Origin of the sequence: Ancylomarina sp., from assembly GCF_041555295.1 — a bacterium.
Classification (GTDB): domain Bacteria; phylum Bacteroidota; class Bacteroidia; order Bacteroidales; family Marinifilaceae; genus Ancylomarina.
Genome location: NZ_JBFFKR010000002.1, coordinates 1 through 16,355 on the forward strand (window position 1 = coordinate 1; position 16,355 = coordinate 16,355).

Below are 16,355 nucleotides of genomic sequence, written 5' to 3' on the forward strand. Positions count from 1 at the left end.
CTTAAGCGTGGAGAAAATTGCTCAAATTCTTTTTGAGAAATCGCAATAATTTTACCATCTCTATCAAAAATGATAGCTCTTGAAATAGAAGTTCCCTGATCTAAGGATAAGATATATTCTTGCATAGCTGTCTATATATTAAATGATTATTTCAGAGAATTCGTTTTTTTAAGAATCTTATCTACAGAAACATTCAAAGATCCAACGTATTCATTCATAGTACTAAGAATTGTTAATCCATCCTCAGTAAGCTTATAGTATTTTCTTGGTATACCAGATTCCTGTTCTGCCCATTCTGAAGTTACTAAACCTTCTTTCTTAAGTCTATTTAGAAGTGGATAAATGGTTCCCTCGGCAATTTCGAGTGAAGTAAACTGATTCATATCACTAATGAGCTCATATCCATAACAAGGACGTGAACGCAAAAGTAAGATGATAATATATTCTAGTAATCCCTTCTTATACTGGGATTTCCATTTGGCAATAAAATATTCGTTGTTTTCTGATTCCATAGTACCAAAAGATTGTTCATCTCAATATCGAGATATCAATTGTCTTAAGATCTAATCATGTATCATATGATTAGTATTAGCGTGCTTTATGATTCGAATAAGCTATAAAATAGCCTGTCGTTTACAAATATATTATAATAAATTAAACAACATTTAAAGAAAGCTAATCTTTTAAAAGGAGAATGTAATTGAAAAACCATTTTAGACTATTTAGAACAGCTATAATACTGTATTATACAGCCTATTTATATCCTATAAAAAAAGGGAGCTACAAATTGCAGCTCCCTCTATATCTAATGAAATAATTAGGTCTTATTTTTTAAAGATACCCAGGTCTTTCAAATCTGAACTTAAAACATAATCAAGGTGAGCAGCACATTTTGCTTTACCCATCTTAACAAATACCTCACATGAAGCTTGATACTTATCGTTACGAGTTGTATCCAATAACATCAAATAACCCATGACGATATAACCAGCCATTTCAACCAAACGACGTGCGTGGAAATCCAAGAAGTCATTGTGATCTGCAGTAGCATTAATCTCGCTTACTTTAGCAACAGCTTTTTCGTACTTTTCAGTCATACCCTTAAGAGTTGTTCTGATGTACTCTAACTGAGGGCTAAGCTCTTCACCTTCGTAGAACTTAATTTGAGCAAGATACGAACCCGTCGTTACCCCACGAACAGCAGCAACAACTTGTAATTGAGTCGTTCCTTCGTAAATATTAGTAATACGTGCATCACGAACTAAACGTTCAATTGGGTAATCTTTCATATACCCAGAACCAGCGTGAATTTGTAATGAATCGTATGCCACTTCGTTACAGAACTCAGAAGCAAACAATTTCAATAGAGGTGTGAATACATCAGCAATCTTCTGATATTTCTTCATCTCATTTCTCTCATCCTTATCTAAAGAACGATCCTGAGAAATATGGTAGTAGCATTTATAAACATCAACCATACGGCAGGTTTCATACAACATAGAACGAGAAGCATTCAACTTCGCCTCCATATTGGTCAACATTTCATAAACAGCTGGGAATTCTATAATTGCTTTACCAAACTGACGACGTTCTTTAGCGTAAGCTAACCCTTCACGGTAAGCCGCTTCTGCAATACCTACTGATTGAGCACCTACACCTAAACGTGCACCGTTCATCAATGACATTACATATTTAATAAGTCCCATTTTACGAGAACCTACCAATTCAGCAGGAGCATTAGTAAACACCAACTCACAAGTAGGAGAACCAATAATACCCATTTTATGCTCAATACGACGAACCTTAACAGCCATGTGCTTTTTGTCATAGATAAACATAGACAAACCACGACCATCATTAGTCCCTTCCTCAGAACGAGCTAATACTAGAGATACATCACCATCACCATTGGTAATAAAACGCTTTACACCGTCCAAATACCACTGATCTTCTTCTTTATTATAAGTTGCTTTCAACTGAACTGCTTGCAAGTCAGAACCTGCATCTGGCTCAGTTAAGTCCATAGCTGCAGTAGCACCTTTGGCAAAACGTGGCAAGTAATTTTCTTTTTGCTCTTTTGAAGCAAATTCGTGAATTGTTTCAGCACAGTCCTGAAGCCCCCAGATGTTAGCGAAACCACCATCAGCACGTGAAACTAACTCAGCTGCCATTACATAAGGTACAAGAGGAAAATTCAGACCATCATACTCACGTGGAAGACTCATGCCAATCAAACCAGCTTTTGTTAAAGCATCATGATTTTCTTGAGTTCCTCTAGCATAAATAACACGATCGTTTTCAACTCTAGGCCCCTCTTGATCAACTCCTTCAGCGTTAGGGCCAATGATATCACCACAAATTTCACCTACAATTTCTAAGGTACGATCGTAGCTATCCATAGCATCCTCAAAGTCAAGAGGAGCATAGTCATACGTTTCTTTATCCTCGAAGCCACGCTCTTTAAGCGCAACAATTTTTTTCATTAACGGGTGTTCCAAATGGAACTTCATATCCTCGTTATCTGTATAGAAATTAGCCATTTCTTTAGATGTATTTTATTGTAAGTAATGAATCGCTATGCTTAATAGTCTAACGACTGTTTTCCTTACTCACTAATTACTAAAAATATTATTTGGTATTCAGCTTGTAATGCTTAATCATCTTAGGAATCACATCAGCAATATCACCTGTAATTATATAGTCAGCAAAATTGTTGATTGGAGCATTCTTATCAGTATTGATAGCAATCACCATTGATGATTCTTCCATACCAGCAGTGTGCTGAATCTGACCAGAAATACCACATGCAATATATAGCTTTGGACGTACAGTTACACCTGTTTGACCAATTTGACGATCATGAGAAGCATAACCAGCATCAATGGCAGCGCGAGAAGCACCTACTTCGCCGCCAATAACATCAGCCAGTTCAAATAACTTGTCGAAGTTTTCTTTTGAACCAACACCATAACCACCAGCAACTACAATACCAGCATTTTTGATATTAACCTTAGATTCTTCCATGTGACGTTCGATAACTTTCACAATAAAATCCTCTGGCTTTACATATTTTTCAACCTCGATATTCTTAATTTTTCCTTTGTAAGCTTCAGAACGAATCTCTTTCTTCATTACACCCTCACGAACTGTAGCCATTTGTGGACGACAATCTGGGTTAATAATAGTTGCTACAATGTTACCACCGAAAGCAGGACGAATCTGATATAAAAGATCTTTATACTCTTTTTTGTTTTTCTTGTCTTCATGGTCACCAATAATCAAACTAGTACAGTCAGCAGTTAGACCTGAATGAAGAGCTGAAGAAACACGAGGACCTAAATCACGACCAATGCTTGTAGCCCCCATCAAAGCGATTTGAGGTTTCTCTTCTTCAAATAATTTTACAATGATTGAAGTATGAGGCAAAGTTGTGTATGGATAAAGACTTTTGTCGTCAGCTAACCATAGAGTATCAACACCATAAGGGATTACTTGCTTCTCAATCCCTTTAAGATCGGCACCAATAACAATAGCCTCGAGGTTACATTTTACATCATCAGCTAGCGATCTACCTTTGGTTAAAAGTTCAAGACTTACATCAGCAATCTGTCCCTCTTCTATTTCGCAATATACAAATATGTTATTCACGGTTCTTAATTTTAAAATTCTACATTGAAATGATAGGAAAAACCAATCGATTAACCAATAGTATGGTTAGCAATTAACTCTTTCATTAGCTCATCCATATCAGCATCGCAAGGCTCAAGGACTTTAGCTTCTTTAGCTTGGAACACGACATTTTCAATCGCTTTCACCTTAGTAGGCGATCCAGTTAAACCTAATTCTTCAGCCTTAGTATCGATATCGTTCACACTCCACTCACCAATGTTTAAGTAAGGACGGTTGTTATGTAATACGATATAATCTTCATCAGCATTTTGCATTTCAGAAACCGCTCTCGCATGCTTGTATTTCATTACAAACTTTGCATTACGTGGACGACAGTCAGGAGCCGAAGAATTTACGGTTACTACCATTGGAAGAGTACCTTCAACAGTTTCAACACCACGTTCTAAACGACGCTTAACAATGATTTTACCATTCTCTGCTGAAATAACATCCTCAGCATAAGTAATCTGTGGAAATCCCAATTTCTCAGCAACCTGAGGTCCAACTTGAGCAGTATCACCATCAATAGCCTGACGACCAGCAATGATAATATCAATCTTACCCATTTTCTTAAGAGTACAAGATAATGCGTAAGAAGTAGCTAGAGTATCAGAACCTGCAAAAGCACGGTCAGATAAAAGGATACCATTATCTGCTCCACGATACAAACCTTCACGAATGATTTCAGCAGCTCTACCTGGCCCCATAGTCAATAATGTGATCTCTGTACCAGGGTATTTATCTTTTAGACACAATGCTTGCTCAAGTGCATTTAAATCTTCAGGATTGAAGATAGCAGGCAAAACAGCTCTATTCACAGTTCCATCAGCTTTCATAGCATCTTTCCCAACATTACGTGTATCGGGAACCTGCTTGGCAAGAACAACAATTTTTAATCCTTTCATTGTTATATATGTTTTATCAGTTTATAATCGAATATCTCTCAAAATTTATCAGTTTCAACATTTGTGAAAACAGAATTATCAGTCTCTTCGATTACAATTTGTTATTATTCGGTTTCAAGCTTTATTGGGGCCTAAAATCAGGCTTAGCAAATATATGGAATAGACTACTTAAAACAAATTTAGATAAGCACTTATCATGATATATGAAAGATAACCCTTTTAGTCTTGTTTTCAGTCAATTAGCTAATATATCGATTAGTAATAATGCATGTTATACAAGAGCTTATCAGCATATGTGACTCCACCACTCCTGTCCATTCAAAAAAAATGATCGGAACTATTTTCTCATTTATTATTAATGATAACTTTAATATCTCTTAATAAAACCATAAGTTAAAGATCATATGATTGTATTTCTATTAGCAATTACTACTCTTGTTATCGGATGTTTTTAATTTACGCCAAACTTATTGAAGAATTTTTCCAAGCAGAAGATTCAATAGAAACTCCCTCCATAAGATTAAAAGTCGGGGTCAATTTTATTATTATCCACATGGAGAATATTTACCATTCAGTTTAAAAACATTGCTCGCCTAGGCCCAATATTTGATGTTATATCAGGCGCCGTGTATTTAGCTAAAAAAACAAATTGCATTATGTGCTTAGTCTACCTGCAAGTTTTACGACTGCCATTTGCTTTTCTTACCTTTTAGTTGCTTCGATAAAAAACAGCGGTTTGAATATTAATTCTGAATATGGAATACTTATAAGTATTTTAATAGCTCTTACTGCCTTTAGCTTATTCAAATTAAGAATTAGTAACAAGTATAAAACACAGAAGCTAAAATCGAATAGTCACTTGACAACTAAATACAAAAGCGGGGTTCTATATGAACCTCCGCTTTCCATTTATGCATTAATTTTCTAAGCCTGACCAGTTGGTCCGAATCCCATTGGGATAATTGGCCCTTGAGATCCTTGTCCTCCATCAACATTTTTGATAGGACCATTCATCGATTCAAATTTGCTAATATTATCTTGTAAAGCCAACATCAAACGCTTAGCATGCTCTGGAGTTAGTATGATTCTAGATTTAACATCTGCTTTAGGTACACCAGGCATTATTCTTACAAAATCTACTACAAATTCTGAACTTGAATGTGTAATAACAGCTAAGTTCGAATAGGTTCCTTGAGCCACTTCTTCGCTAAGTTGAATATCAATTTGATTCCCTTTTTTATTGTCTTCCATTATAAATATTTTTGGTTCTGTTTAAGAAGTTTATTTTGATATTAAGTTTAGCTAAAATAAGAAAATATATTCGGACTAAGACATAAAAAAAGGCTGTTTCAATAAATGAAACAGCCTTTATATTTATTAAGAGTATGCTTACTCTACAGTCGATTTGTTAGCAAGAAGTTTTTCGTAATCTTCTTTAGCTCCAACTACAATATCTTTGTAGTCACGAAGACCAGTACCTGCAGGAATTAATTTTCCACAAATAACGTTCTCTTTCAAACCTTCCAAATTATCAATCTTACCACGAATAGCAGCCTCGTTCAATACTTTAGTTGTTTCCTGGAAAGAAGCAGCTGACATAAAGCTCTTAGTTTGTAGAGACGCACGGGTAATACCCTGTAGAATCTGAGTTGAAGTAGCAGCGATAACATCACGTGCAACAACCAACTTCAAATCCTTACGTTTCAATACTGAATTTACATCACGTAATTGTCTAGCAGTAACTGTTTGTCCTAAAACTAATTCATTAGAATCACCTGCATCAACAACAACTTTCTTACCGAAGATCTCATCATTCTCAAGCATAAATAACTGCTTATCAACAATTTGTTTTTCAAGGAAAATTGTATCTCCTGGATCAGCAATAATAACTTTACGCATCATCTGACGTACGATAATCTCAAAGTGCTTATCATTAATCTTCACACCCTGCATACGATATACATCCTGTACTTCATTCACGATATACTCCTGAACTTTTGTAGGACCTTTAATTGCAAGAATATCAGCAGGAGTTGTAGCTCCATCAGATAGTGGCGTACCAGCTCTAATATAATCACTCTCTTGAACAAGCATTTGCTTAGATAGAGGTACAAGGTACTTCTTCTCTTGGCCAGTTCTTGAAGTAACAATAACTTCACGATTACCACGCTTGATTTTACCGAAAGCAATTTCACCATCAATCTCAGAAACAACTGCTGGATTAGATGGGTTACGAGCTTCAAATAACTCAGTAACACGAGGAAGACCCCCAGTAATATCACCTGTTTTACCAACGTTTCTTGGAATCTTAACTACAGATTCACCAACTTTAATCATATCGCCTTCGCTTACCGAGACGTGAGCGCCTACTGGTAAGTTATAAGATTTAAGAATTGCACCGTCAGCTCCTAAGATTCTAACACTAGCATTCTTAGCCTTATCCTTAGATTCAATAATTACTTTCTCAGCAAAACCGGTTGCTTCATCAGACTCTTCACTGAAAGTGATACCTTCAATTAAATGATCGAATGAAATCTTACCAGAGAATTCTGAAATGATCATGGCATTATAAGGATCCCACTCACAAACCAATTCACCTGTAGCAACATCAGCACCATCCTTAAAGTATAGTTTAGAACCATAAGGGATAGAATGTGTTGATACTGCAATATTAGTATTCTTATCAACGATACGTAATTCAGCCAAACGACCAATTACAACATCGTATTTCTTACCATCCTCAGTTGTATGCTCAACAGTTCTTAATTCATCAAACTCAGCAAAACCATCATATTTAGAAATAACCGAGTTCTCCGCAGAAACGTTACCCGCTGTACCCCCAACGTGGAAAGTACGAAGCGTTAACTGTGTACCTGGCTCACCGATTGACTGTGCAGCAATAACACCAACAGCTTCACCTCTTTGAACAAGCTCACCACTAGAAAGGTTACGTCCGTAACATTTAGCACAAACACCCTTACGAGCTTCACAAGTTAATACTGAACGAATCTCTACAGCTTCAACTGGAGAAGCTTCAATAGCCTCAGCAATTTCTTCTGTAATTTCTTCTCCAGAAGCAACTAGAAGTACTCCTGTTAATGGATGGTAAATATCATGAACAGTTGTACGACCTAAGATTCTTTCAAATAAAGAAGCAACAACTTCTTCCTGATTTTTAATTGCAAATGCAGTTAAACCTCTTAAAGTACCACAATCTGGTTCGTGGATAATAACGTCTTGAGCAACGTCAACCAAACGACGAGTTAAGTAACCCGCATCGGCTGTTTTTAGAGCCGTATCCGCAAGACCTTTACGAGCACCGTGAGTAGAAATAAAGTACTCTAGTACAGAAAGACCTTCCTTAAAGTTTGAAAGAATTGGATTCTCAATAATCTGACCACCTTTAGCTCCAGACTTCTGAGGCTTAGCCATCAAACCACGCATACCACCCAACTGACGAATCTGCTCTCGCGATCCACGAGCTCCAGAATCAAGCATCATGTATACAGAGTTGAAACCTTGATTGTCGGTTTCTAACTGAGTCATCAATGTTTGAGTCAAATTAGCATTTACATGCGTCCATATATCAATAATCTGGTTGTAACGCTCGTTATTAGTAATGAATCCCATATTATAGTTATTCTTTACTTCTTCAACTTGCGCATAACCATCAGCTACCATTGCATCCTTCTCTGCAGGAACAGTAACATCAGAAAGGTTAAACGATAGTCCACCCTCGAAAGCCGAACGGTAACCTAGGTTTTTAATATCATCAAGGAATTTAGCAGTTGCGTGAACACCGCACATCTTGTAAATGTTTCCAATGATATCACGAAGAGCTCTCTTGGTAATCAACTGATTCAAAAATCCTGCACCTTCAGGTGTATGCTGATTCATAATGATACGACCAATAGTTGTCTCTACAATAGTGTCAACCAATTCGTTCTTCTCATTTAAATCTTTCACTTTCACCTTAATGATAGCGTGAAGATCAACTGCTTTTTCATTGAAAGCAATCATAGCCTCTTCAGCAGAATAGAAAGTAATACCCTCTCCTTTACAACCTGTTCTTGATTTAGTAATGTAATACAAACCAAGTACCATATCCTGTGAAGGAACAGTAATCGGTGTACCGTTAGCAGGGTTCAAAATATTGTGAGAACACAACATTAACATTTGAGCCTCAAGAACAGCTTCATTTCCTAAAGGCAAGTGAACCGCCATCTGGTCACCATCGAAGTCGGCATTGAAACCAGTACATGCGAGAGGGTGTAGACGAATCGCTTTTCCTTCAATCAATTTTGGTTGGAAAGACTGAATACCCAAACGGTGAAGAGTTGGGGCACGGTTAAGTAGCACTGGATGTCCTTTCAAAACATTCTCAAGAATATCCCAAACCACAGGATCTTTACGATCAACGATTTTCTTAGCTGACTTTACAGTCTTAACAATTCCACGCTCAATAAGCTTGCGAATAACGAAAGGCTTATAAAGTTCAGCTGCCATATCCTTAGGGATACCACACTCGTGCATTTCCAAGTCTGGACCTACAACAATTACCGAACGAGCAGAATAGTCAACACGCTTACCCAATAGATTCTGGCGGAAACGACCTTGCTTACCTTTTAGTGAATCTGAAAGAGATTTCAAAGGACGGTTATTTTCTGTCTTAACCGCATTAGATTTACGTGAGTTATCAAATAGTGAATCTACAGCTTCCTGAAGCATACGTTTCTCATTACGTAAAATTACTTCTGGAGCTTTGATTTCAATTAGCCTCTTAAGACGATTGTTACGGATAATTACACGACGATAAAGGTCATTTAAATCCGAAGTTGCAAAACGACCACCATCCAAAGGTACCAAAGGACGCAATTCAGGTGGAATTACTGGAACAACTTTAACAACCATCCATTCAGGGTTGTTTACTTCCTTAGAGTCACGGAAAGCACCAACAACTTGAAGACGTTTCAAAGCTTCGTTTTTACGTTGCTGTGAAGTCTCAGTGCTAGCCTTATGACGTAATTCATACGATAATGCATCAAGATCTAAACGAGAAAGTAGACTGCAAAGTGCATCAGCACCCATCTTAGCAATAAACTTATTTGGATCTTCATCATCAAGATGTTGATTTTCCATTGGAAGTTCGTCCAGAATATCTAGATACTCTTCTTCTGTAAGGAAATCAAGGTAGTTGATACCATCAGCGGCTTTAACACCTGCATTAATTACGACATAACGCTCGTAATAGATAATAGTATCTAATTTTTTTGTTGGTAAACCTAAAAGGTAACCAATTTTATTTGGCAACGATTTAAAATACCAAATATGCGCTACAGGCACAACCAATTGGATGTGTCCCATACGCTCACGACGTACTTTTTTCTCGGTTACCTCAACACCACATCGGTCACAAACAATACCGCGATAACGGATACGCTTGTATTTACCACAGTGACACTCATAATCCTTTACAGGACCGAAAATTCTTTCACAGAATAAACCGTCACGTTCTGGCTTGTAAGTACGATAGTTGATGGTTTCAGGCTTTAAAACTTCACCACTAGATCTTTCTAAGATCTCTTCTGGAGAAGCAAGACTGATAGAGATTTTTGTAAAATTACTCTTTACTTTGTTATCTCTTCTGAATGCCATATATTGAAAATTAGGATATTAACAAATTGATTCATGAAAAGTGAATGTCGGAAAACCAACATTCACTTTCTATATAAGGCTTATACTAATTTAACGCTCAAGCCAAGACCTCTAAGTTCGTGTAATAACACATTTAGAGATTCAGGAATACCTGGAGCTGGCATAGGTTCACCTTTAACGATAGCTTCATAAGCTTTCGCTCTACCCATTACATCATCCGACTTAATGGTCAAGATTTCTTGTAGAACATGAGCAGCACCAAAGGCCTCAAGAGCCCATACCTCCATCTCTCCAAATCGCTGACCACCAAACTGAGCCTTACCACCAAGTGGTTGCTGAGTAATCAGAGAATAAGGACCGATAGAACGCGCGTGCATCTTATCATCAACCATGTGACCTAGTTTCAGCATGTAGATAACACCAACCGTAGCAGGTTGATCAAATCTTACACCAGTACCTCCATCATGAAGGTAGGCTCTACCAAAAGCAGGAACACCAGCTTTGTCAGTATATGCAGTAATTTCGTCTAGACTTGCACCATCGAAAATCGGTGTCGCAAATTTCAACCCAAGCTCAATACCTGCCCAACCAAGAACGGTTTCAAATACCTGTCCAAGGTTCATACGAGATGGTACACCAAGTGGGTTCAAACAGATGTCAACAGTCGTTCCATCCTCAAGGAATGGCATATCTTCTTGACGAACAACACGCGAAACAATACCTTTATTACCGTGACGACCAGCCATCTTATCACCAATCTGTAGTTTACGTTTTTTAGCAACATAAACCTTGGCCATTTGGATGATACCTACTGGCATTTCATCACCGATAGTAACATTGTATTTCTTACGCTTACTTGCACTATCAAGCTCTTTGTACTTAATTACGTAGTTATGCAGTAAGGTTTTAATGGTATCATTCTTATCCTTATCAGTTGTCCACTTATTAGGGTCAACTTGCAGATAATTAATCTCCGCTAATAATTTCTGAGTAAACTTAACGCCTTTAGGAATCAAATCAACACTCAAATAATCCTTAACACCTTGTGAAGTTTTACCATTTGTAATGGTAAACAACTTCTCAATAAGAAGGTTGTTTAAAGCTACAACAGTACTATCGAATTCTTCATCAAGTTTCTGCAGTATTGGCTTATCACTTTGCTTCGACTTACGATCGCGTACGGCACGAGAGAATAACTTTTTCTCAATCACAACACCACGAAGTGAAGGTGAAGCTTTAAGAGATGCATCTTTTACATCACCTGCTTTGTCACCAAATATTGCACGAAGCAATTTTTCTTCAGGAGAAGGATCAGATTCTCCTTTTGGAGTAATCTTACCGATAAGGATATCACCAGGTTCTACATTCGCACCAATACGAATCAATCCATTTTCATCAAGGTTACGTGTCGCTTCTTCACTAACATTTGGAATATCGGAAGTTAATTCTTCCATTCCTCGTTTTGTATCACGTACTTCAAGAGTGTACTCATCAACATGAATTGAAGTAAATACATCATCCTTGACAATACGCTCAGAAATTACAATCGCATCCTCATAGTTATAACCTTTCCATGGCATAAACGCCACCTTAAGGTTACGACCAAGTGCTAACTCACCAGTTTGAGTTCCATATCCATCTGTTAGGATTTGTCCCTTAACCAACTTATCGCCCTTAGATACAATTGGCTTAAGGTCGATAGTCGTTCCCTGGTTAGTTTTTTGATATTTTGGTAATTTGTAAGTGATAACGTTTGATTCAAAACTTACAAATGCCTCATCCTCGGTTCTTTCGTAGTCGATTATGATTTTTGTTGCATCAACAAATTTCACCACACCATTTCTTACAGCTACAATCTGAGTACGAGAGTCTTTAGCAACAGTTGCTTCAAGACCTGTACCTACAACTGGAGATTCAGGTTTGATAACAGGAACAGCCTGACGCATCATATTCGATCCCATCAAAGCACGGTTGGCATCATCATGCTCAAGGAACGGAATCAACGAAGCCGCCATAGAAGCAATCTGATTAGGCGCAACGTCCATAAGATCTAAGTTCTGAATCTCTTCAAATGGGAAGTCACCATCTTTACGTGACTTTGCTTTAGCATTTACAAATGAACCATCGTCATTTAATGGCGCATTAGCTTGAGCAATAGTCAATCCTTCTTCTTCTTCAGCAGAAAGATATCCAACGCCTTCATTACTTAAATCAACTTTTCCGTCAACAACCTTACGGTATGGTGTTTCAATAAACCCAAGATCATTAATCTTAGCGAATACACACAATGAAGAGATCAAACCAATATTTGGTCCCTCTGGTGTTTCAATAGGACATAAACGACCATAGTGAGTATAGTGAACATCTCGAACCTCGAAACCTGCTCTCTCACGAGACAGACCACCTGGTCCAAGAGCTGACATTCTTCTCTTATGAGTTACCTCAGCAAGTGGATTCGTTTGATCCATAAACTGAGATAAAGCATTAGTTCCAAAGAATGAATTGATAACTGAAGATAATGTCTTCGAGTTAATCAAATCAATAGGAGTAAATACCTCATTGTCACGAACGTTCATTCTTTCACGAATCGTACGAGCCATACGAGCTAAACCAACTCCAAACTGACTATATAATTGTTCCCCAACAGTACGAACACGACGGTTACTTAAGTGATCAATATCATCCACATCAGTACGCGCATTCAATAGCTTGATAAGGTACTTTATAATTTCAATAATATCTTCCTTGGTCAATACTTTAGTATCTCTATCAGTATTAAGACCTAGTTTTTTGTTAATTCTATAACGTCCAACATCACCTAAATCGTAACGTTTGTCAGAGAAGAATAATTTATCAATTACGTCACGTGCTGTAGCCTCATCTGGTGGCTCAGAGTTTCTTAATTGACGATAAATATGAAGAACTGCTTCTTTCTCAGAGTTACAAGGGTCTTTCTGCAATGTATTATAAATAATTGCGTAGTCAGCAAGATTCTGCTGCTCCTTGTGTAATAAGATAGTCTTAGCCCCTGATTCAAGAATTTCTTCAATGTGTTCTGGTTCAACTATAGTTTCTCTATCAATAATAACTTCATTACGTTCGATAGAAACAACCTCTCCTGTATCCTCATCTACGAAGTCTTCAATCCAAGATTTAAGAACACGAGCGGCAAGTTTACGACCAACAACTTTTTTAAGTCCGGTTTTTGAAACTTTAATTTCATCAGCGAGATCAAAGATCTCAAGAATATCTTTATCGCTTTCGAAACCAATCGATCTTAATAGAGTGGTAACTGGTAGCTTTTTTTTACGGTCGATATAAGCATACATGACATTGTTAATGTCAGTAGCAAATTCAATCCATGATCCTTTAAAAGGAATAATACGTGCGGAATATAATTTAGTTCCGTTGGTATGCAAACTTTGTCCGAAGAATACACCTGGTGAACGATGAAGCTGAGATACAACAACACGTTCTGCACCATTGATTACGAAGGTACCCTTTTCTGTCATGTAAGGTACGGTTCCAAGATATACATCCTGAATTACTGTATCAAAATCCTCATGTTCAGGATCAGTACAATATAGCTTTAGTTTAGCCTTAAGTGGGACACAATAGCTAAGACCTCGCTCTATACACTCTTCGATGGAGTAACGTGGTGGATCAACAAAATAGTCAAGAAATTCCAATACAAAATTGTTACGCGTATCGGTAATTGGAAAATTCTCACTAAATACCTTAAATAATCCTTCGCTCTTTCTTTTTTCAGAAATTGTTTCCAACTGAAAAAAGTCTTGAAAAGATTTTAATTGTACTTCCAAAAAGTCAGGATATAAAAACTGATTCTTATTTGAAGCAAAACTAATTCTTTGACTAATAGTATTTGAAGACATTTACTTAAAATTAATTGAACCTAAACAATAATAAACAACAAAAAGGCTTAGAGTTCCAAATCAATGAAACTCTAAACCATAATACCTTATTTAAAGGTCTTAGTGATTCTATTTAATTTCAACTTCAGCTCCAGCTTCTTCTAATTGTGCTTTTAATGCTTCAGCTTCTACTTTAGAAACTTTTTCTTTCAATGCAGTAGGAGCAGCATCAACAGTAGCCTTAGCTTCTTTAAGACCTAAACCTGTTAATTCCTTAACTAATTTCACGATAGCAAGTTTCGCACCACCTGGAGCCACAAGAATAACGTCGAATTCAGTTTGCTCAGCAGCTTCACCTGCAGCAGCTCCACCAGCTACAGCAACAGCAACAGCAGCTGGCTCAATTCCGTACTCATCTTTTAAGATTTGAGCTAATTCACTTACTTCCTTAACAGTCAAATTAACTAATTCTTCTGCAAACTTATTTAAATCTGCCATTTTGGTTGATTTTTTAAATTTAAATACTCTAGATATATTACTCTTACTCTGATACTATTTCTTCAGTATCTTCACCCTTACCATTTTCTAAAGCAGAAATAACTTTCTGAATTGGAGACTGCAACGCTGCAATAATGTCACCAATTAATTCTTCTTTAGACTTAATAGCTACAAGAGTGTCTAACTCACCTGCTCCAATATAAACAGCACCTTCTACGAAAGCACCTTTTAAAGCTGGTAAATCTTTTCCTTTACTGAATTCTTTGATAAGCTTAGCAGGAACATTTCCCACTTCTGAAAGCATAAGAGAGGTAGCTCCCTTAAGTATTTCAGTCAAACCGTCGCACTCAACTTCTGCTTTTACCAAAGCACTACGAAGCAAAGTATTCTTCACAACAATCATTTTAACTTGCTTCTCAAAACAAGCTCTACGTAAAGTAGAGGTTGCTTCTGCATTCATTCCTGAAGTGTCAGCTAGATAAAAGTGATTTGATGCGTTGATTTGTTCTGTCAAGCTATCAATAATCTGAATTTTGTCTTCCTTTTTCATGATTACCAAGGTCTCGATTAAAAAATAATTTGATTAGTCAATAAGTGACTTAGGATCTACTTGAATCCCAAGACTCATTGTACTTGACAGGTATACACTCTTAATGTAAGTCCCTTTTGATGAAGTTGGTTTCAATTTATTGATAATACCTACGAATTCTTTAGCATTATCTTTGATTTTATCTACTTCAAAAGATACCTTAGCAACTGAAGAGTGAATAATACCATATTTGTCGACCTTGAAATCTATCTTTCCTGCCTTAACTTCGTTCACAGCTTTAGCAATGTCCATAGTTACAGTTCCGCTCTTAGGGTTTGGCATTAAACCACGTGGCCCTAATACACGTCCTAGTGCACCTACTTTAGCCATAACAGTTGGCATAGTAATGATAACATCAATATCAGTCCATCCTCCTTTGATCTTAGCGATATATTCGTCAAGTCCAACAAAGTCAGCACCTGCCGCTTTAGCTTCTTCTTCCTTATCAGGAGTACAAAGTACTAAAACACGAACATCTTTACCAGTACCATGAGGTAGAGTCACCACACCACGAACCATTTGATTCGCTTTTCTTGGGTCAACTCCTAAGCGGACATCCATATCCACTGAAGCGTCAAATTTAGTAGTGGTAATCTCCTTAACCAATGCAACGGCTTCGTCGATAGTGTAGATCTTATCTGCTTCGACTTTTTCTAAAGCTAACTTTTGATTTTTTGTTAGTTTACCCATTTTAATTGCAGTATTAAAAATTATTGATTAAGTGGATTATCACCAGAAATAGTGACACCCATACTTCTTGCTGTTCCAGCAACCATACTCATGGCGCTCTTAACTTCAAAAGCATTTAAATCTTTCATCTTGCCTTCTGCGATTTCTCTTACTTGTTCCCAAGTAATAGATCCAACCTTAATACGGTTAGATTCCGCAGAACCTGATTTTAATTTTGCAGCTTCTAAAACCTGAACAGCAACAGGAGGAGTTTTTGTAATGAATTCAAAAGAGCTATCTTTATAAACGGTAATTACAACTGGAACAACTTTCCCAGCCAAATCTTGCGTTCTAGCATTGAATTGCTTACAAAAATCCATAATATTTACTCCCTTAGCACCTAATGCCGGTCCTACTGGAGGTGAAGGATTTGCAGCACCACCTTTGATCTGCAACTTTATTAATCCTGCTACTTCTTTAGCCATAGTTTTACTTTTC

Annotated in this window: 12 protein-coding genes; all 12 read right to left on the reverse strand. The window is 37.1% G+C overall.

The genetic code is table 11. The features are described 5' to 3' along the window. A partial coding sequence (locus ABY905_RS00265) for an FGGY family carbohydrate kinase (protein WP_372639460.1) occupies window positions 1–125 on the reverse strand: 125 nt, incomplete at its 3' end. Window positions 126–146: 21 nt separating this feature from the next. Beyond that, on the reverse strand, window positions 147–512 hold the full coding sequence (locus ABY905_RS00270) for a PadR family transcriptional regulator (RefSeq protein WP_372639410.1): 366 nt from the start codon (window positions 510–512) through the stop codon (window positions 147–149). Window positions 513–824: 312 nt separating this feature from the next. Further along, window positions 825–2,540, reverse strand: a complete 1,716-nt coding sequence (locus ABY905_RS00275; RefSeq protein ID WP_372639411.1) for an acyl-CoA dehydrogenase family protein — start codon at window positions 2,538–2,540, stop codon at window positions 825–827. Between the two features lie 88 nt (window positions 2,541–2,628). Continuing rightward, window positions 2,629–3,648 (reverse strand): electron transfer flavoprotein subunit alpha/FixB family protein, encoded by a 1,020-nt coding sequence (locus ABY905_RS00280; RefSeq protein ID WP_372639412.1) that lies wholly within the window; start codon window positions 3,646–3,648, stop codon window positions 2,629–2,631. Window positions 3,649–3,698: 50 nt separating this feature from the next. Next, complete coding sequence (locus tag ABY905_RS00285; protein WP_372639413.1) at window positions 3,699–4,574, reverse strand: electron transfer flavoprotein beta subunit/FixA family protein; 876 nt, start codon at window positions 4,572–4,574, stop codon at window positions 3,699–3,701. 924 nt (window positions 4,575–5,498) lie between these two features. Continuing rightward, window positions 5,499–5,825, reverse strand: a complete 327-nt coding sequence (locus ABY905_RS00290; protein ID WP_372639414.1) for a DUF3467 domain-containing protein — start codon at window positions 5,823–5,825, stop codon at window positions 5,499–5,501. Window positions 5,826–5,963: 138 nt separating this feature from the next. After that, window positions 5,964–10,229: a DNA-directed RNA polymerase subunit beta' gene (gene rpoC, locus ABY905_RS00295; protein WP_372639415.1), complete on the reverse strand. Its 4,266-nt coding sequence runs from the start codon at window positions 10,227–10,229 to the stop codon at window positions 5,964–5,966. Window positions 10,230–10,309: 80 nt separating this feature from the next. After that, window positions 10,310–14,122 (reverse strand): DNA-directed RNA polymerase subunit beta, encoded by a 3,813-nt coding sequence (gene rpoB, locus ABY905_RS00300; RefSeq protein ID WP_372639416.1) that lies wholly within the window; start codon window positions 14,120–14,122, stop codon window positions 10,310–10,312. Between the two features lie 108 nt (window positions 14,123–14,230). Next, on the reverse strand, window positions 14,231–14,599 hold the full coding sequence (gene rplL / locus ABY905_RS00305) for a 50S ribosomal protein L7/L12 (protein ID WP_372639417.1): 369 nt from the start codon (window positions 14,597–14,599) through the stop codon (window positions 14,231–14,233). Window positions 14,600–14,642: 43 nt separating this feature from the next. Continuing rightward, on the reverse strand, window positions 14,643–15,149 hold the full coding sequence (gene rplJ / locus ABY905_RS00310; protein ID WP_372639418.1) for a 50S ribosomal protein L10: 507 nt from the start codon (window positions 15,147–15,149) through the stop codon (window positions 14,643–14,645). Between the two features lie 33 nt (window positions 15,150–15,182). Beyond that, a complete protein-coding gene (gene rplA / locus ABY905_RS00315; RefSeq protein ID WP_372639419.1) occupies window positions 15,183–15,878 on the reverse strand; it encodes a 50S ribosomal protein L1 in 696 nt (231 codons plus the stop codon). Between the two features lie 20 nt (window positions 15,879–15,898). Next, window positions 15,899–16,342 carry a 50S ribosomal protein L11 gene (rplK, locus tag ABY905_RS00320; RefSeq protein ID WP_372639420.1) on the reverse strand — a complete coding sequence of 148 codons (444 nt, stop codon included), beginning with the start codon at window positions 16,340–16,342 and terminating at the stop codon, window positions 15,899–15,901. Window positions 16,343–16,355 lie beyond the last annotated feature (13 nt).